A 16,427-nucleotide genomic window follows, 5' to 3' on the forward strand; every position below is an offset into this window, starting at 1 on the left:
CGAGGGGTGGCCATATTTTTTGGAGAAACGCGCATGTCTGCCAACCCCCAGCCGCTGATGCCGCACGCGACCGCATCCTGGATGGTCGACAATACCGGGCTCAGCTTCGAACAGATTGCCGATTTCTGCGGCCTCCATATTCTGGAAGTCCAGGCGATGGCCGATGACCTCGCGAGCAGCAAGTATACGGGCCGCGATCCGGTGCGTGCGGGCGAGCTGACCATGGCGGAAATCGAGAAGGGTCAGGCCGATCCCGAATATCGCCTCAAGATCATCGCCGGGCCCGCCCAGGTGCGCCGCACCAAGGGCCCGCGCTATACGCCGGTTTCCAAGCGCCAGGACAAGCCCGATGGCATCGCGTGGATCCTGCGCAACCATCCCGAAATCTCCGACGCGCAGATCGGCAAGCTGATCGGCACCACCCGCAACACGATCGCCGCGATCCGCGACCGCAGCCACTGGAACATCTCGAACATCCAGCCCAAGGATCCGGTGACGCTGGGCCTGTGCTCGCAGCGTGAACTCGATGCCATCGTCAGCAAGGCCGCCAAGAAGGCCGGGATCACCGATCAGGCCCCGACGGATACGCGTCTGGGTGGCGACCGCGAAGCGCTGATCGAGGAGCTGCGCGCCGAACGCGATGCCCAGCACCGCGCCGCCGAGGAAGCCGCCCGCGAGGCGTCGATCGAAGCGTCGCTGTTCGGCAACGCGACCGTCGACACAGAGCGCAGCGAAGACTGATGAGCGATACGGCGGTCCCCGAAGAGCTGGCAACACGCTCGGGGCCGCCCGCCTATGACGCCTCGCTCGCCGACCATGGGCTCGAGCCCAAGGAATTTCGCGGGCTGACCTATCCGCTGGGCGATCATGCGCCGGGCTATGGCGAGTATTTCGCCATCGCGCCGGGCCTGGGCTGGACCCGGCTGCCGGTTCCCGGATCGCTCGACCATATCAACATCTGGCTGCTCGACGACCGCGACGAGCAGGGCGAGGGCGTCGCGATTGTCGATACCGGGCTGTACATGCCCGCCTCGACCGATGCCTGGAAGAAGCTGTTTGCCGAAGGGCTGCAGGGCCGGCGCATCACCCGCGTTCTCGTTACCCATTTTCATCCCGATCATGTGGGGGCTGCCGGCTGGCTGTGCCGCCGCTTCGGGATCAGGCTGTGGATGAACCGCACCGAATGGCTGATGGCGCGGATGCTGACCGCCGATGTGCGCGAACAGCCGCCGGAAGAGGCGATCGACCAGATGCGCCTGGCCGGTTGGGACGAGGCCCGGCTCGACGAGATGCGCGCCAGGGGCTGGGGCAATTTTGCGCGCATGGTCGCGCCATTGCCGATCGGCCATGTCCGCATGGACGATGGCGGCGAAGTGCAGATCGGCGAGCGGCGCTGGACGGTGATGACTGGCGGCGGGCACACGCCCGAGCACGCGTGCCTGATCGACAAGGCGGGGCAGGTGGTGATCGCGGGCGACCAGATATTGCCGCGCATCACCAGCAATGTCTCGATCATGGCGAGCGAGCCGACCGCAGACCCCTTGCGCGAATGGCTCGACAGCATCGCCAAATTCCGCGCCGCGCTGACCGGCGACGAACTGATCCTGCCTGCGCATGGCTTTCCGTTCACCGGGGTGCATGCACGGCTCGATGCGCTGGCCGAAGGACATCACGACCGGCTCGACGCACTCGAAGCGGCGCTCAAGGAGCAGCCCATGCGCGCGGTCGACACGTTCGGCATCCTGTTCGCGCGCAAGGTAGATGACAGCGTCTATGGCATCGCCACCGGCGAGGCGATGGCGCATCTGCGCTATCTCGAATATGCCAGCCGCGCGACCTGTACCGTTCGCGACGGCGTCGCCTGGTATTCTGCCTGAACGCAGTCAGCCTGAGCGGTATGTCGCTTCCGCCTGGGCCATGTAATCGCGGGTGATCGGCAGCGCGTGGCGGCTGCGCGCAAACTGCACCTGATAGTTGCACATGCCGCCATGTTCGAACGCCGCGGTGGCGCCTGCCAGATAGAAGGTCCACATGCGATAGAAGCGCGCATCGTACAGCGCCTCGATCTCGGCCTGTTTCGCGACCGTGCGCTCATACCATTGCCGCAGCGTATGCGCATAATGCAGCCGCAGCGTCTCGACATCGGTGGCGATCAGCCGCGACGGCTCGCTCGCACGCACGATCTCGCTCAAGGCCGGGATATAGCCGCCGGGAAAGATATATTTGCTGGTGAACGCATCGGTAGAGCCTGGCCCGCCCATCCGCCCGATCGTGTGCAGCAGCATCACCCCGTCATGCGCCAGCAGCTTGCGGCACTGGCGGAAGAACGTCTCGTATTGCGGCACACCGACATGCTCGAACATGCCGACCGAGACGATGCGGTCGAAGCTGCCGGTGAGCGCGCGATAGTCGATCAGCTCGAACTTGACCCGGTCGGCAACGCCCGCCTCTTCGGCGCGGCGGCGCGCGACCTTGAGCTGCTCCTGCGACAGCGTGATGCCGAGCACGTCGACATTGGCGATCCGGTTCAGATACAGCGCCATGCCGCCCCAGCCGCAGCCGATATCGAGCACCTTCAGGCCCGGTTCGAGCGCCAGTTTGGCGGCGATATGCGCCTTCTTGTCGTCCTGTGCCTGTTCCAGGCTGTTCTCTGGATCGGTGAAATAGGCGCAGCTATATTGCTTGTCGGCATCGAGGAAGAGATCGTAGAGCCGGTCGTCGAGATCGTAATGGTGCGCGACATTGCGCTGCGAGCGGCCCGCCGGATTGATCTGGTCGATCCGGCCGCCAATCGCCTTGACCAGCTTGCGCAACGGTCCCTTCGGCTTGAGGTCACCGCCCTTGTCCCAGGGCGCATTGGCGCGGACCAGCTCGATCAATTGCATGATGTCGCCGCGCTCGATGATCAGCCGCCCGTCCATATAGGCCTCTCCCGCCCCGAGGCGCGGGTGGAGCGCGATGAAGCTCGCGACATCCTTGTCGGCCAGGCGGATGGCCACATCCGGAAAGCCGGGAGTCGGCGTCCCGAAGCTTCGGGTGCGCCCCTGATGGTCGGTCAGCTCGAGAGTACCGTGGCGGACGATCCGGGCTAGAAAGCGGTCGATAAGGCTCATGATGACCTAGATGGTGAGTGCCAGGTCAAATGCCAGCATACCATTCATACCCTGCCGCATCTTCCCAGTAACCACCGCCACCTCCATAGGCGAGCCGATAGTCGGCAACCGCCTCGATACGCCGGACATATTTGGCGTGCTTGTAGCCCAGATGCCGTTCGACCCTGAGCCTGAGCGGCGCACCGTTGCCGATCGGCAGCAATTCGTCGTTGAGCGCCCAGGCCATCATCGTCTGCGGATGGCGCGCATCCTCCATGTCGATGCTCTCGTAATAGGGCCCGGCCCGCAGGGTATCGGCGCAGTGAAACACCAGATAGCGCGCGCTGTCCTTCACCTGCACCTTGTCGAGCAGATGGGCGAGGTTCACCCCCGTCCATTTGCCGATCGCGCTCCAGCCCTCAACGCAATCGTGCCGGGTTATCTGCGTCTGCTTCGGCATGCTGCGGATCTGGCCCAGTGCGAACCGTGTCGGCGTTTCGACCAGCCCGTCGATGGTCAGCGTCCAGTCGGAAAAGCCGGTCGCAGCCTGTTTGAGATAATCCGCATCGGTCGGCGCACGCGTTCCGTTGGCGGGCACCGAGCGGCCGATATCGCGTTCGGAATATTCGCGCGCGCGCCGCCTGCTCCCCTGGATCGTGCGCTGCAGGGCCATGTTGCCCTTTTCCGCCAGAAGCAGCGTATCGCGCCAGCCCCGGTTGGAATTGAGTGCATCGCACCCGCTGAGCAGTCCGCCCGAGGCAACCGCGAGCGAGCCGACGAGCGCGCGGCGGGTAAGGATGATCGGGCTCTTCGTGTCGCTCATCGCCGGTGTCCGATCGTCATGCCGCGCAGCAAAGTCAGCGGCTTGTGCACGATCACCAGTGCGACGTGCAGAATCAGGAAACCGACCAGCGAGAATGCAATGATGAAATGCAGCGACCGGGCAGTCTGCCGCCCGCCGAACATCATGCTGGGAAAATGGAGCGCGGCATCGGTGCCCGGCGACATGGCGAGCCCGGTGACTATCATCAGCGGCAGCATCACGAAGATCACGGCAATATAGCTCAGCTTCTGCAGCGGGTTATACGCCTCGCCCGGCGCGGTGTGAAAATCGAACCGGGCATGATCGACGATCGTCCGCCACAGCGCGCGCGGATGCCATTCCGCTCGGCGCATCGCGATCATCGTCCGGATATGCCCATTGAACAGGCTGAAGACCATGAAGAAAAGCAGACCGAAGGCGAATATCCACGCAAAGAAGAAATGCCAGTGGCGCGCATCGGCAAGGTTATAGTCGGTGGGAATGGTCGCCCATCCGGGAAAGGCGCGGCTGCGCATCTGGCCTTCGCCATCCTCATAGCGGCCCAGCACCCCCGTCGTATCGATCCGGCTTCCGGCAATTTCAAGGAATCCGCGCGGCCCCTGCTGACCGATCACCAGCCAGGCCGGTTCGTCGCGATTGCCATATTCGCCCCAGTACAATCGCGGATGCGCGTTGAAGATCATCAACCCGGACATGAACAGCGTGATCAGCGCCACCAGATTGACCCAATGCCAGAGCCGCGTGGTCCTTGCGTGGCTGTGATCGGGTTCCTGCACGCGTGGCGCAAGCGGCGGTTCAGCCACCGGGACAGGGGCGGGATCAGCAGGATCCAGGGCAGCGATCATATCGGTCATTCGCAATCCAGGGCCGCAAGGTTACAGTACATCGGCGAATCCGCTCCTGTTTCTACGTCACGAAAGGCCATCTGTCATGCCCATGAAGGCCGAGGTCATATCGATCGACCCCGATCCACTGGCCCCCTATGCGATCTCGCCGGGCTGGAAGGTCGGCAATCTGCTGTTCCTCTCCGGCCAGGCTGCGATCGACGAGGCGGGCGCCATTGTCGGGGCAGGCGATTTCGCGGCGCAGCTTGAGCAGACATTTGCCAATATCGACCGGGTACTGGCCGCAGGCGGCAGCAACCGCAGCCGGATCATCAAGGTCACGATCTATCTTACCGACATGGCGCACTTCCCCGCCATCGTCGAGGCGCGGCGACGCTATTTCACCCCGCCATGGCCAGCCGACACGATTGTCGAGGTCCGCGCCCTGGCGTTGCCCGAACTGATGGTGGAAATCGACGTGATCGCGGAGGCCTCAGGCGACTGAGGCCGTGTTCAGGCGAAGTTGTCGGCCATGCGCAACAGATCGGCCTTGCGGCGGATGCCGGTGCGCTCGAAGATTTGCGCGAGGAAGACGCGCGCGGTGTTGCGGCTGATCCCCATCGCTGCTGCCGCCTCGTCCAATGCATCGACGCGGCGCAGGATGTCGAGCAGCTCGGCCTGACGCCGGGTCAGCCCGAAAGCTCCCATGAATATCTTTTCCGCCTCTGCCTGATGCCTCAGATAGGTCGCGCTGACCTTGACCATGCGCAGGCTGGCGGTCTGCGGCAGCGGAGCAACGCGCAGGATGGTATCGGCCAGCAGCGTCTTCTTCGTCAGTTCGACCCCCGACTGCGGGAACGCGTTCTGCAGCATGGTCGAGAGCGCCGCCTGAAAATCGGGCAGCAGATCGCGCAATATGCCTTCCTCGTCGAGTTGTGCAAATCCGGTCATGGCCAGACGGTAGCCCATGATCGGATCGGCGGCATCATCAGGAATGCTCAGCCGCATATCCTCGTCCACGTCAAAGGCGAAGCTGTCGATATGGCGCAGGGGATAGGCCGCAGGGTGAGTGCCGTTCAGCGCCTTGGGCTTGAGCCGCAGCAGCGTGTTGACCGCATTGAACTTGTCGTAGAACCGCTGATAGAACTGGACGAGATCGGTATGATCGCTGCTGCTTTTCTCGCGGTGCACGGCCAGTCCGATCCGGGTGTCGCCGACACAGGGCATGACCAGAATGGACGCCTCGGTCGGCGCGTTGCACCGTTCCAGCCATTGCCAGAATTCGTCATGCTCGGTGGAGTTGTCCGGACGCCGCAGCTCCTCGTCGAAGATCACGCCATGGCTGGCATATCGCTGCGCATAGATGATGCGCGGATCAATCCTGTGATAGTGATCGGCATAGGCCTGGATCATGCTCTGGTCGAAGCCGACGGCGCCCAGCGACCGCACCATCCGGTTGTCACCGAACATCAGGTCCATCGACATGCCGTCGGCGCCGATCAGCGGTGCCATGGCGGACAGCGCGTCGGTCCAGCTGCAATGGCCCATTGCAGCTTCGGCGATATACTCGTCCAGTCTGTCGAACCGATTGGAAAGAACGATCATCTCGGGATCAGGGGTTCCTGTCCGACGACCGGGCAATGACATAATCGTTGCGCCCATCGATCGAAACGGTCAGCCGGATCGACCAGTCATCCGATCCGCCGAACCGGATATGGCTGAGCACCGCGCCCGGCTTGTCGATACGGCCAAAGCTGCTGGTATTCACCGAGTTGTTGGCGCTTCCGGAGCGCGATTCGATGCGGAACCGCCCGGCGCAGGCGCAACTGGCGACGGCCACGACCTGCGCATCGACCAGTGGGCCATCGCGGCGCACCACCAGCGACACCGGCTGGTCCGCGGCAGATGCCGGAGTGGACGCCGCACTGGCATCAGACCCGGGCATGACGATGCTCCCGAAGATCATGGCAACAGCAAGGGAGACGGCGGCCCATGACGATCTATTGCGGTTGAGGAGCATTGACGATGACTCCCAGAATCGCGTTGATCGCATCGGTAGCATCAGCAGGCAGGTCGGTTTCCTCCTCGCTGCTCGGCGCGGTCTGGCCACCCTGGCCTTGCGTGACGACCGAGGCGATGGCGAGATCCTCATTGCTGAGATCGGCACTTCGGCCTCCACCCAGTCGGCGCGCCGCTGCATCGGGAGCATCATTGACAGCGCCGGTTGCAGCTTGCTGTGCCAGCAGGCGCTGTTCGGCCGAAAGCTGGGGTTGCCTGCGCCCTGCAAACTCTCCTGCCCGGCTTTCGATCGGCCGCGCACAGATCGCAGGTCCCGAACCCGGCGTGGCATCGTCGCACAGATCCTCGCCTTCGAGCCGTTCCCCGCTCAATTGACCGGCATCCTGACCTGGCAGGGTGAGCTGGCTCGGCGGAGTTGGCTGGCCCGACGGACTGGAAAGCTGATAGGTCGGCATCAGCCCCGCATCGGCGTCGGTGGGGATGGCCGGCACAGCGAGCAAACGGTCAGGAGCAGAAGCCTGATCGGTGATGACAACCGTGCTGCGATCGACCGCCGGGCGCTCGTCCTGAACCTCCGACGCGGCGGCCTTGGCATCATCGGCATCCTGCGCATGGGCGCCAGGCAGCAACTGTGTCGATCCGGCTGCCGCCAATATCAGCAGCATCAGCACGGCCAGCCGCATCAGCTCCCGCATGGTGGGGAGCCGAGCAGCGCGAAACCGCACCAGGACCGGGCGAGGCACCTCAGCTGCCTCCGTTGGTCTGAGTGATCGACATGGCCTGATTGCCGCTCTGAACGATCTGCAGGTCGGACAGGCCACTGCCGTTCTGCACCCAGCGCAGCTGATTGGCCGATCCGTTCTGCGTCGCGGTCATGGCGTTATTGTCCCCGAGCTGGACGAGTTCGGCGCGATTGTCCGATCCATTCTGTCCCAGCTGCATCTGGTTCCCGTTGCCCTGTTGTGCAAGCATCGCGGTGTTGACACTACCCGCCGTGGCCGATTGATCAAGCAGGATTGCATTTTCCTGGCCGTCCTGCGCAGCGACGGCGATATTGCCGCCGCCATCGGCTGCACCCTGGGTCGAGACGAAACTGTTGAGAAGACCCGCCTGGTCGATTTCGAGAACTGCGCTTCCCGCTCCGTTCTGAGACACGTTCGCGGATTGGCTGTCGCCGCGCTGCACGATGCTCGCGGACTGACGGGTGGAACTTTGTGTGATGCTGGCCGAGTGGCCGTCACCGATTTGCGAGATGAAGGCGCTGTTGCGGACCGGCGCGGTCCGGACCAGCTCGATCGGCTGCGATAACGCGCCTGTCGTGCAACTGCCCCCTGTTGCGCCGGCGCACGGATCGACCGGACCGGTTTGCGCCTGCACCGTCTGTGCCCCCAGAACCATCATTGCGGCGATGGCCAGCCTGGCAGAATGTGTGCGCATGGTAGCTCTCCTGGTGGACCTTCGGGCAGCCCCGCATGGCGCAGGGCTGCCCTTCAGGTCATCGGGTATCAGTTACCCTGGGTGACGGTAGCGATATGGTTGCTGCCGCCCTGGGTGATCGTCGAGACGTTGAAGTCCGAATTCTGCGTGACGGTTGCGGAATGACCCGAGCCGCCCTGCAGAATGGTGGATTCGTTGCCTTCGCCGAACTGGCTGACATTGGCCAGCTGGCCAGCGCCGCCCTGGGTGATGGTCGATTCGTTGTTCGAACCTTCCTGCAGCACATTGGCGTTCAGCGCGACGGCACCGCCATTGCCGCTCTGGTCGACAAGGCTGACGTTGTTGCCGTTACCGCCCTGTTCGACGAAAGCGGAAAGGCTGACGCCCTGCTGGTTGATACGTGCGCTGTTCTCTTCCGAAACCTGACGGATCGTGGCTTCGTTGTCGCTGCCGGCATCACCGCCCTGGATGATCTGGGCACCGAAGGCAAAGCCGAGCGAACCGGTATTCTGGTTGCCGACCTGCTCGATCGTTGCCCGCTGGTTTTCACCACGCTGCAGCGTGCTGGCGGTGTTGTCGTTGCCATCCTGGTCGATCGTGGCAGTCTGGTCTTCACCAAAATTGCCATCGAACAGGCCAGCCAGACCCGACAGACGGTCACGGCCCTGATCGACATCGGCCGAGTTGCCGTCGCCGCCCTGCATCACCGTAGCCGTCTGGTTCTCGCCGCGCTGGGCGACATCCGCCGTGTTGTCACTGCCCGACTGGTTGACCAGAGTGCTATGGTTGCGGCCGACGCCGCCACCCTGATCCACGGTAGCGGTGTTCTCGTCACCGGTCTGCCGCACGACAGCGTCTTCGTTGAAGCCGCGCTGCGTGATGGTTGCAGTATTCTCGAAACCAGCCTGACGGATCTCTGCGGTGTGATCGCTGCTGAGATTGGCGCCCTGATCGATCGAGGCGACGTTGTCGTTGGCTTCTTCCTGCTGCACGAAGGCTTCATGCAGACCACCGGCCTGACGGATGGTCGCGAGGTTGCCATCGCTGAGCTGGTTCACACCTGCCGAGGCATTGCTGCCAGCCGTCCCGACGCCATTGCCGGCGCCGCTCTGGATGATGTCCGAAGTGTTCTTGTCGCCGCTCTGCAGGACGTTGGCGACATTGGCGCCGACGCCGGTCTGGATCAGCGTCGAGATATTCTCGTCGCCGCCCTGCTGGGTCACGATAGCCTGATTGAGGCCGCTGCTCTGCGTGATGGTCGAGTTGTTGTCACGATTGGTCTGCAGCACTGCTGCGGTGTTGAGGTTGCCCGACTGGGTCAGCTTGGAGTCGTTGTCGACACCGTCCTGGTCGACATCGGCAATATCGAGATCGCCGCTCTGCAGAACGTCGGAGTCGTTGCCGGTACCAGCCTGGCTCACGGTCGCGGTGCCGAAATCGTTGACCTGACGCACCAGCGAGAACTGATCGTCGCCCGACTGGGTGACATTGGCGGTGTTGTCGTCGTCAGAGCTGCCGGTGCCATTGTCCTGCAGGATGGTCGATTCGCTGTCGGTGCCCGACTGGGTCAGCGTGGCGTCGTTGCCAACACCGCCCTGGGTGATGGTCGAAAGGCCGCTATTGCCCGTCTGGCTGACAGTCGCGCCGCCATTGGTGCCGGTCTGGGTTACCGTCGACTGGTTCGACTGGGCAAAAGCCGGTGCGGCCAGGAGTGCCAGCGTCGATGCGCCGACAAGAAGAAGCTTTTTCATTTCTATTTCCCTCAAAAAACTTGGATGACCAGCGCCCGATGACGGGCGCTGGTCATCAGGAAGCTCAGTTGTCCATTACGCCGCCGCTCTGGGTGACCGAGGCGGTGTTGCCATTGCCCGACTGGAAGATATCGGACATGTTGTTGCTGAACGACTGGTCCACAGTGGCGCTGTTGCTGTTGCCCATCTGGTCGATCATCGACTCGTTGCCGGTGCCGCCCTGGGTCACAGTGGCGATATTGCTGAGACCGGTCTGGAAGACCTCGGAATTGTTGCCGAGCGATCCAGCGGTCTGCATCACCGTTGCCGTGTTGCCGTCACCGGTCTGCTCGACCAACGAAACGCCATCATCGCCGAGCTGATCGACATTGGCCGACGATGCGCCGTTCTGATCGATGGTCGAACCATTACCCTCGCCGATCTGGTCGACGAACGCGATGGCGCTTCCCACCTGGGTGACTTCCGAGACGTTTTCGGAACCGTCCTGGACGACGGTGGCTTCGGCGCCGTCCGATCCGGCGAGCTGCTGGATGTCGGACTCGTTGTTGTCGCCTTCCTGGTCCACGGTGGCCTGGGCATCGGCCAGCTGGTTCACGATCGAGTCGTTGAACACGCCGTCCTGCGTTACGTCGGCAAAGCCACCAATCGGGGCAGACTGGCTGACCGACGAGGTGTTTTCATCACCCGTCTGATCGACGATCGCCTCGCCCTTGTCACCGGTCTGCAGCACGATCGAGGTGTTCGAAGGTGCGAAGGTGCTGGTGATGTCCTGCGAACGCTGCGTGATCTGCGCCGAGGACTGGCCCGTCTGGGTCACCCGCGAGGCGTTGCGTCCGAAATTGCCGGGAGCCACGCTGCCCTGATCGACAACAGCCGTGCCCTGACCGCTCTGGGTCACGACCGAGGTGTTGTACACGCCGCTCTGCGTCACATTTGCAGCGCCTGCGCCAGTCTGCGTGATCGCCGAGCGGTTGAGCGTGCCGTCCTGAACGAGATCGGCCTGAGCGCCGTCGGCCGACTGATCGACCAGCGAGACGTTGTTGCGATAGCTGGTGCCTGCCGATGACGGGGGCAGCGTATCGCCATCCCAGTTGCGCGGTCCGAGCGGGTTGTTGCCGCCCATCTGCGTGACGTTCGCCCGCGCACCAGCGCTCTGGGTGATGGTCGAGAAGTTGTCGTTGCTCAGCTGACGGTTGGTGGCGGAGGCACCCGACGCATCGGCCGTCTGGACGACGGTCGAGACGTTGTCATTGCCCGTCTGGACAATCAGCGCGTCGACAGGAACTGCGGCCTGCTCGATCGTGGCGAAATTGTCGTCGCCAGTCTGGGCGATGTCGGCCAGCGCGTTGGACGTCGGCTGCACCGGATTGCTTGCACCGCCCGGCAGGTTGCCGGTGCCGTCGCCGTCCTGACGGACAACGCGGCCTTCGTTGCGATTGCCGCTCTGCGTGACACTGGCATCGGCGAAGTTGCCGTCCTGGAGGATGGAAGCGAGGTTCTCGTTACCCGTCTGGACAACGTCCGCCACCTGATTGTTGCCGCTCTGGATGACCGTCGACATGTTGTCGTCACCAGCCTGGCGCACACCCAGGCGGGTGTTGGGTTCGACATTGGTGTAGTTGTTGTCGGGATCGCCCACATCGCCGTTGAAACCGCTCTGCTGAACCAGCGAGGAGTTTCCGTCACCGCGCTGATCGACCGCTGCTTCGTTGGCGTTGTTCGACTGGGTGATCGTGGAGAAGTTGGTGCCGTCCTGGAACACATAGGCGTTCTGCGCACCATTCGACTGCGTGATGGTCGAGTTTGCTGCGCCGCTTTCCTGCAGCACGCTGGCGCGCTGGTCGGTTCCGGTCTGGGTCACGGTGCTCGTTGCAGCATTGGTGTCAGCAGCCTGGCTGACAAAGGCCTGGCCGCTCGAGCCGGTCTGGGTGATCGTCGAGCCCGTGCCGACAGCGCCGCCCGTACCCGCCTGGACCACCGTGGCAATATTGCCGGTATCGCCGGCAGCATTGCCCTGGGTGATGACCGAGCGCATGCCGGTGCCGCCCTGATCGACAGTGGCCGTCGAGCGACCGCCCTGCTGGGTTACCTGGCTGACGCCGTTGGTACCGGTCTGTTCGACATCGGCCACCACGCTGCGGCCAATATTGGCACCGCCGGTGAACGTCGAACCATTGCCGTTCTGGTCAATATCCGAGTTGTTGCTCGATCCGGTCTGCGTGACGGTCGCCTGGGCAGCGACGCCCTGCTGATCGACATTGGAGGTGTTGGTCTGAGCCACCGCGGGGGTAGCGAGAAGGGCCAGCGACGAAGCGCTGAGCAGAAGAAGCTTTTTCATGGCTAGGTGTTCCTTGATTGGATTTCCTGCGACTGAAGGGCCTGAAGCAGCATGCCGGACGGACCCGTTCCGATCCGCCCGGCAGTCTGTGGCTTACATGCCCTGGGTCACGATGGCCGTGTTGCCCGTGCCGTTCTGCGTCACATTCGAGATGTTGGCGTCAGACGACTGCGTCACGGTGGCCGAGTTCAGCGATCCGGTCTGAGTCACGTTCGACAGGTTGCCGTCGCCCGACTGGGTCACGCTGGCGGTATTGCCGAAGCCATCGACCGTGCCCGTCTGGGTGATGTTGCTTTCGTTGCCCTCGCCCGACTGGTTCGCCAAGGCGGTGCTGTTGAAGCCACCCTGCGTCACGAACGACGTGTTGCTGAGGCCGGACTGGGTCACGCTCGCGCTGTTCTCCGAACGTGCACCGCCCGGGGCTCCGGTCTGCAGGATGGTCGAGGTCGAACCGTCCGAACCGACCAGCTGATCGACAAACGCCAGGTCGTTGCGACCGGTCTGGGTCACGAGCGACTTGGCGCCATCGCCTGCCTGCAGGATGTCGGCCGCGTTGTTGAGGCCGGTCTGCGACACGGTCGAAGTGTTCATGTCGCCCGACTGCAGCACGATCAGGTCATTGCCAGCCGCGCCCTGGAAAGCATCCGAGGTGTTGCCATCGCCGGTCTGGTCGATATCGGCATTGGCCGACTTGTTTTCCTGGGTAAGGTTCGAGGTGTTGTCTTCGCCATCCTGGTTGACATTTGCGATCAGGCCGCCGTCGGCATTTCCGATAATGCCGAAGCCCTCGTCGCGCTGCGTGACGTTCGACAGGTTGCCGTCGCCATTCTGATTGACGGTTGCGGAGAAATTGTTCGAACCGTCGTTGTTGAAGGTCTGCGTGATATTGGACGTGCTCGCACCATTCTGGGTCACGATGGCGTCCTGGGTCACGGAAGCATCACCATTCGCGGTCTGCTTGACATCGGAGGTTGCGCCATTGGCCTGCGTCACCGAAGCAAAGAGGTCACCAGCGCCGACGCCGCCGACCGACTGGGTGACATCCGAAGTCGATCCGCTCTGCTGGTTGACCAGTGCGCGAATGGCAGGATTGTTCGCGCCGGTATTCGCGGTCGCGGTCTGAGTAACAGTCGAGTCGGAATCGCTCTGCGTGACATTGGCCTGGAAGTTCTTGCCGCCGTCCGAAGCTGTCTGGGTCACGATCGACGTAGACGCATTTGTCTGGCCGACGATCGCGCGCAGGGTGCCGGTAAAGCCGGGTCCATTGGCATCCTGGAATACGTCAGAAACGTTGTCGTCACCGGTCTGGGTCACGTTGGCGACAAGGTTGCGGCTTCCCTGGACCGAGAACTGGTCGATCCGCGAGATGTTGCTGTCGCCCTGCTGGTTGACGGCTGCTTCCGGATCACCCGGGCTGATTCCGATCGAGCCGCCGGTGTTCGGTCCGGAGTCAAGGTCTTCCTGCTTGATGGTGGAGGTGTTGCCCTCACCGTTCTGCGTCACGTTGACGAGCGCAGTGAACGCGTCCTGATCGACCGTCGAGCTGTTGCCAGTACCGGTCTGGCCGACATTGGCGACGTTGTTGTCGCCGTCCTGATCGACGTCCGACTCGTTGTCACCGCTCTGGGTAACGGTGGCGCCGTTGCCGTTGCCGAGCTGGTCGACCAACGAATTGTTCTGCGCCATGGCAGGCGCTGCAATCATCAGCGCAAGCGCCGAGACGGAGGTGTAAATGGAGGTCTTCATGGTTGATAATCCTCTTTCGAAGGGTCATAACCATGCCGCTCCGGAAGCAGCATTGCCGCCGGGGTCAGCATGATTGTTTCACACGCACTCATTGTTGTCATGCTCACGCATCGGAGTTGCAGCTCCGGTGCGTGAGTTTTGTCAGGCCTTTGTTTCCTTACCGAATGCCGCCTGACCGGCTCCGGCTCTCTTCCGCGATCCTTGAGGTTTCGGCGCCCCGAATGGGGACCTGGCCTCTCTATCTTGCCCTGGCATCCTTGCCGCTAGCTGTGACGCAGGGCATAGCTTGTTAATCCAGTGCCGAGCTTGCCTCGCTTCTCTTGGCGTTCGTTGTCTTGTCCTTGACCTTCATCGGTGTCAGCTTCCGTGCCTTTTCCTCGGCACGCTGAACCTGGCCCGGGGTAAACTTGCCGTCGCGCTCCTGCTGATATTGCAGCAGCTTGGCCCTGCCGGCATCACGGTCGGCAAAATCCCATAGACGCAGCTCGACACCTTCCATCACCAGCGCATAGACCGCCTTTTCGATCGCCTGCTGCAGCGCAAGCTGATCAGGCTCGTTGGTGGTGAATCCGGCTTCGGCTTCCAGCAACTCGCGGAAGGCGACGAACTTGAAGGCGCTGGCGCCAAAGGCCTGCGATGCGATCGTCTTCGATGCGGTCACCGTGGTCAGCACTTCGCCCGTGCGGACCGACACCGCGCGCAGGTACACGGTGACCGTGTCCTGACGATATTCGGTGCGTCCGCCAATGCCGAGAAAGGCCGCGCCAGCACCACCGGTCAGCGTGTTGCTGTCATAACCGATGATCCCGCCTTCCAGCAGTACACCGGCGAACAGCAGCGCAGGCAGCGCATCGGGATTGACCGCGCGCTCTCCCAGATAGCGTTCGCGCATCTCACGGATGATCTGGCGCTCGTTGAGAAGGTTCTTGAGGTTCTCGCGTTCGACGATGGTGAACCAGGAACGATCGCCAGCGTCCTGAAGCGCCTTGACGAGCACCGAGGCGCCGCCCTGGCTGACAGCGCGCGACAGCGTCTGGCCGGTTGCGCTGGGCTTGAACTGGCCCGTCTGATCGGTGAAGCTGTACACGGCGACCGCCACCTGACGCGAGGGCTTGGGGATCCCGCGCAGCAGCAGCTGCGTTTGCGTCGCGTTGGGCAGATAGGCGTAGCTTGTGGTTTCGGGGATGGCCGCCTTGCCGCTGCCACCCACGGTGGTGCAGCCGCTTGCCATCAGGGCCATCGAGAGCGCGGCCAGGCCGGGGATGATCGGGAGGCGCATGGCTCAGTCGACATCCACAAAGGTTGGGACCACGATCACGGTTTCTTCACCGGTGTCGTCGTTGACGATCGTGATCGTCACCTCGGTCAGCGAGCGGATGAAGTTGACAGTCTGACCGCCAAAACTGATCGTTCCGCTTTCCTGGGGGTTGTCACCGAAAATCGCGGTAACAATCTGCGATGAAAGCGCGGACAGCAGACGCGACTGCAGCTGGCGGGCGAAGATATCGGCCTGCGAACTGGAGCTGCTGCTGGCAGGGTTTGTGAAATCATTCTGGGCATTGGCGATGCCAAGCAAATGATTGGAATTGAATGGGTTTCCACCGAAGCTGGGATTGATCGGCTGATAGACGATGTCTTGTGCCATGGCCTGTTGGCCGAGGGGAAGGGTAACAATCAACACTCCCAGCCAAAGCGCCATGGGACGCCCGACCGCACGTTTGAACGAGTGCACAACATATCTCCTGCAGCTTGCCCCCGGGAGCTTGTCACTCCTCAGCTGGCCATATTCTTGCGACTCGACCGTTTCGTTAAGGTGACCTTAAGGAGGTTTAACAGTGTGTAAAATAGTGCAAATGGATTATGTTTTAGATCGGTTTTGGAGCTTTCGAGCCCCGCCTTCAGATTTATGCAAAGGCTTGCATCTCGACGGAACGCCGAGAAACTCGGCATTCTGTCATAGTTAACGCAAGGGTTTGCGATACAGTCTTGACAGGCGATTATCAGGCACTTTGGGCCCAGAATGTTGGCCGATTTTACATTCTGTCCGGATTTGAGACAAAGAACGAACAAAGAGTTATCATGCGGTGTACGCCCTGCGCGGATCTTTGGCCCAGATGGACTGCCGCGCGATCCACTTTGAAGCCCATGCCAGGCGCGTCGAGGCATCGGCTCGCAGCGGTATGGGCCAGCTGCAAGTGCTTTCGGAGCAATCTGCAATAGCCGGCGGGGCGCTGGCGTGACGCGGCAGATCACTGCCAGCTGTCTTGCGGACGCCTGGTGGGTCTGATTTGGCGTGGTGATAAGTTAAGTTGGTTGCGGGAGCAGGATTTGAACCTGCGACCTTCAGGTTATGAGCCTGACGAGCTACCGGGCTGCTCCATCCCGCGCCACCAAGAG

General features: G+C 62.6%; 15 protein-coding genes and 1 tRNA gene. 3 read left to right on the forward strand and 13 right to left on the reverse strand.

Annotated elements, in window-relative coordinates:
- The first annotated feature begins 33 nt into the window (after window positions 1-33).
- The gene (locus C7451_RS14485) at window positions 34-741 is read left to right on the forward strand and encodes a DUF1013 domain-containing protein (RefSeq protein WP_110299677.1); all 708 of its coding nucleotides are present in this window, start codon (window positions 34-36) and stop codon (window positions 739-741) included.
- Window positions 741-1,877: an MBL fold metallo-hydrolase gene (locus tag C7451_RS14490; protein WP_110299678.1), complete on the forward strand. Its 1,137-nt coding sequence runs from the start codon at window positions 741-743 to the stop codon at window positions 1,875-1,877. Before C7451_RS14485 ends, C7451_RS14490 begins: the two co-directional genes overlap by 1 nt.
- 6 nt (window positions 1,878-1,883) lie before the next feature.
- Here C7451_RS14490 and C7451_RS14495 read toward each other — a convergent pair whose 3' ends face one another.
- Genes C7451_RS14495 through C7451_RS14505 form a run of 3 tightly spaced genes read right to left on the reverse strand, consistent with a single transcriptional unit; the run spans window position 1,884 to window position 4,769 of the window.
- The gene (locus tag C7451_RS14495) at window positions 1,884-3,113 is read right to left on the reverse strand and encodes an SAM-dependent methyltransferase (protein WP_110299679.1); all 1,230 of its coding nucleotides are present in this window, start codon (window positions 3,111-3,113) and stop codon (window positions 1,884-1,886) included.
- 25 nt (window positions 3,114-3,138) lie between these two features.
- On the reverse strand, window positions 3,139-3,915 hold the full coding sequence (locus tag C7451_RS14500; protein ID WP_110299680.1) for a molybdopterin-dependent oxidoreductase: 777 nt from the start codon (window positions 3,913-3,915) through the stop codon (window positions 3,139-3,141).
- The gene (locus C7451_RS14505) at window positions 3,912-4,769 is read right to left on the reverse strand and encodes a cytochrome b/b6 domain-containing protein (RefSeq protein WP_110299681.1); all 858 of its coding nucleotides are present in this window, start codon (window positions 4,767-4,769) and stop codon (window positions 3,912-3,914) included. The genes C7451_RS14500 and C7451_RS14505 overlap by 4 nt, the downstream gene beginning before the upstream one ends.
- Before the next feature lie 76 nt (window positions 4,770-4,845).
- On the opposite strand from C7451_RS14505, the gene C7451_RS14510 reads away from it, so the two are divergent.
- Window positions 4,846-5,244, forward strand: a complete 399-nt coding sequence (locus tag C7451_RS14510) for a RidA family protein (RefSeq protein WP_110299682.1) — start codon at window positions 4,846-4,848, stop codon at window positions 5,242-5,244.
- 8 nt (window positions 5,245-5,252) lie between these two features.
- Here C7451_RS14510 and C7451_RS14515 read toward each other — a convergent pair whose 3' ends face one another.
- From C7451_RS14515 to C7451_RS14560, 10 genes are all read right to left on the reverse strand, one after another.
- Entirely contained in the window at window positions 5,253-6,344 is a 1,092-nt protein-coding gene (locus tag C7451_RS14515; protein ID WP_110299683.1) for a helix-turn-helix transcriptional regulator, read from the reverse strand.
- Between the two features lie 7 nt (window positions 6,345-6,351).
- On the reverse strand, window positions 6,352-6,684 hold the full coding sequence (locus C7451_RS14520; RefSeq protein ID WP_146215379.1) for a hypothetical protein: 333 nt from the start codon (window positions 6,682-6,684) through the stop codon (window positions 6,352-6,354).
- 55 nt (window positions 6,685-6,739) lie between these two features.
- Window positions 6,740-7,501, reverse strand: coding sequence for a hypothetical protein (locus C7451_RS14525; RefSeq protein WP_146215380.1), 762 nt, complete (start codon window positions 7,499-7,501; stop codon window positions 6,740-6,742).
- A 1-nt stretch (window position 7,502) separates the two neighbouring features.
- A complete protein-coding gene (locus tag C7451_RS14530) occupies window positions 7,503-8,195 on the reverse strand; it encodes a hypothetical protein (protein ID WP_110299686.1) in 693 nt (230 codons plus the stop codon).
- 68 nt (window positions 8,196-8,263) lie between these two features.
- Window positions 8,264-9,946 carry a beta strand repeat-containing protein gene (locus tag C7451_RS14535; RefSeq protein WP_110299687.1) on the reverse strand — a complete coding sequence of 561 codons (1,683 nt, stop codon included), beginning with the start codon at window positions 9,944-9,946 and terminating at the stop codon, window positions 8,264-8,266.
- A gap of 64 nt (window positions 9,947-10,010) precedes the next feature.
- The gene (locus tag C7451_RS14540) at window positions 10,011-12,284 is read right to left on the reverse strand and encodes a beta strand repeat-containing protein (protein WP_110299688.1); all 2,274 of its coding nucleotides are present in this window, start codon (window positions 12,282-12,284) and stop codon (window positions 10,011-10,013) included.
- Between the two features lie 93 nt (window positions 12,285-12,377).
- The gene (locus C7451_RS14545) at window positions 12,378-14,030 is read right to left on the reverse strand and encodes a beta strand repeat-containing protein (protein ID WP_110299689.1); all 1,653 of its coding nucleotides are present in this window, start codon (window positions 14,028-14,030) and stop codon (window positions 12,378-12,380) included.
- Between the two features lie 289 nt (window positions 14,031-14,319).
- Window positions 14,320-15,309, reverse strand: coding sequence for a CsgG/HfaB family protein (locus C7451_RS14550; protein ID WP_244181917.1), 990 nt, complete (start codon window positions 15,307-15,309; stop codon window positions 14,320-14,322).
- A gap of 3 nt (window positions 15,310-15,312) precedes the next feature.
- Window positions 15,313-15,762 carry a curli assembly protein CsgF gene (locus tag C7451_RS14555; protein WP_244181920.1) on the reverse strand — a complete coding sequence of 150 codons (450 nt, stop codon included), beginning with the start codon at window positions 15,760-15,762 and terminating at the stop codon, window positions 15,313-15,315.
- A gap of 578 nt (window positions 15,763-16,340) precedes the next feature.
- Window positions 16,341-16,417: transfer RNA gene (locus C7451_RS14560), tRNA-Met, on the reverse strand.
- Window positions 16,418-16,427 lie beyond the last annotated feature (10 nt).

The organism is Blastomonas natatoria, assembly GCF_003201955.1.
GTDB lineage: Bacteria > Pseudomonadota > Alphaproteobacteria > Sphingomonadales > Sphingomonadaceae > Blastomonas > Blastomonas natatoria.

Excerpts from the sequence above, each read along its gene's own strand:
- C7451_RS14485 (WP_110299677.1), top strand. The coding sequence starts at position 34 with ATGTCTGCCAACCCCCAGCCGCTGATGCCGCACGCGACCGCATCCTGG.
- C7451_RS14490 (WP_110299678.1), top strand. The coding sequence starts at position 741 with ATGAGCGATACGGCGGTCCCCGAAGAGCTGGCAACACGCTCGGGGCCG.
- C7451_RS14495 (WP_110299679.1), bottom strand. The coding sequence starts at position 3,113 with ATGAGCCTTATCGACCGCTTTCTAGCCCGGATCGTCCGCCACGGTACT.
- C7451_RS14500 (WP_110299680.1), bottom strand. The coding sequence starts at position 3,915 with ATGAGCGACACGAAGAGCCCGATCATCCTTACCCGCCGCGCGCTCGTC.
- C7451_RS14505 (WP_110299681.1), bottom strand. The coding sequence starts at position 4,769 with ATGACCGATATGATCGCTGCCCTGGATCCTGCTGATCCCGCCCCTGTC.
- C7451_RS14510 (WP_110299682.1), top strand. The coding sequence starts at position 4,846 with ATGCCCATGAAGGCCGAGGTCATATCGATCGACCCCGATCCACTGGCC.
- C7451_RS14515 (WP_110299683.1), bottom strand. The coding sequence starts at position 6,344 with ATGATCGTTCTTTCCAATCGGTTCGACAGACTGGACGAGTATATCGCC.
- C7451_RS14520 (WP_146215379.1), bottom strand. The coding sequence starts at position 6,684 with ATGCCCGGGTCTGATGCCAGTGCGGCGTCCACTCCGGCATCTGCCGCG.
- C7451_RS14530 (WP_110299686.1), bottom strand. The coding sequence starts at position 8,195 with ATGCGCACACATTCTGCCAGGCTGGCCATCGCCGCAATGATGGTTCTG.
- C7451_RS14535 (WP_110299687.1), bottom strand. The coding sequence starts at position 9,946 with ATGAAAAAGCTTCTTCTTGTCGGCGCATCGACGCTGGCACTCCTGGCC.
- C7451_RS14540 (WP_110299688.1), bottom strand. The coding sequence starts at position 12,284 with ATGAAAAAGCTTCTTCTGCTCAGCGCTTCGTCGCTGGCCCTTCTCGCT.
- C7451_RS14545 (WP_110299689.1), bottom strand. The coding sequence starts at position 14,030 with ATGAAGACCTCCATTTACACCTCCGTCTCGGCGCTTGCGCTGATGATT.
- C7451_RS14550 (WP_244181917.1), bottom strand. The coding sequence starts at position 15,309 with ATGCGCCTCCCGATCATCCCCGGCCTGGCCGCGCTCTCGATGGCCCTG.